Source organism: Halorubrum sp. Atlit-26R (assembly GCF_003666015.1).
GTDB lineage: Archaea > Halobacteriota > Halobacteria > Halobacteriales > Haloferacaceae > Halorubrum.
The window spans coordinates 1-750 of record NZ_QPLT01000199.1 but is presented as its reverse complement, the minus strand read 5'-3'; the positions used below and the strand labels follow the sequence as shown (position 1 = coordinate 750).

At 66.0% G+C, this 750-nt stretch carries 1 protein-coding gene and 1 pseudogene; both read left to right on the top strand.

Translation table 11 applies throughout. From position 1 onward, the window contains the following. Positions 1-232: pseudogene (locus DVK07_RS20110) on the top strand (spermidine/putrescine ABC transporter substrate-binding protein); the annotation flags it as partial. After that, positions 233-750 (top strand): ABC transporter permease (locus DVK07_RS20105; RefSeq protein WP_394338899.1); only part of this gene is annotated, 518 nt, incomplete at its 3' end.

Genomic DNA, 750 nt, shown 5'->3' with positions numbered 1-750 from the left:
CTGGGAGGGGATTAACGAGTGCATCACGCCGCAGAACGGCGCTGCGCTCGCGGAGGCCGGCTTCTCGCCCAGCACGAACCCCAACGTGGCCGACGAGCTGACCGAGGAGCAGAACGAGCTGTACGGGCGGATCGACCCCTCGCGGCTCGAGGGGATGTACTCGCTCAAGGACATCGACTCGGACGTCGAGGAGGCGTACGTCTCCGCGTGGGAAGAGGTCAAGGCGGCATAGATGGCCGCAGACGAGCCGGACGAGAGCGCGCGGGCGAGGGCGGTGAGGCTGCTGAGCGGACCACGCAGTCGGCTCGGCGTCACGGTCGGTCCCAGCGCAGCGTGGATACTCACCCTGCTCGTCGCGCCGCTGGCGTTCATGGTCGCCGTGAGCTTCTTCGAGGTCAGCTCGTTGACGTACCAGATCGTCTACGAGCCGACGCTGAACAACTACCGCTCCCTGTTCGACGGCGGCGGCGCGATCTGGAACACACCGTTCGTCACGGCGCTGTGGCTCTCGTACGTCATCGCCACCGTGACGACGCTTTTGTGCCTCACGCTCGCGTTCCCGCTGGCGTACCTGCTGGCGCGGAGCGGCGGGCGGCTGTTCAAGGTCGTCATCTTCTTCGTCCTCCTGCCGTTCTTCACGATGTACCTCGTCCGGGCGTACTCGTGGGTCCTGATGTTCGGTCCGGGCGGCGTGATCAACAGCACGCTCATGAGCTGGGGGCTGATCGACGCCCCGCTCGGGATATTCAA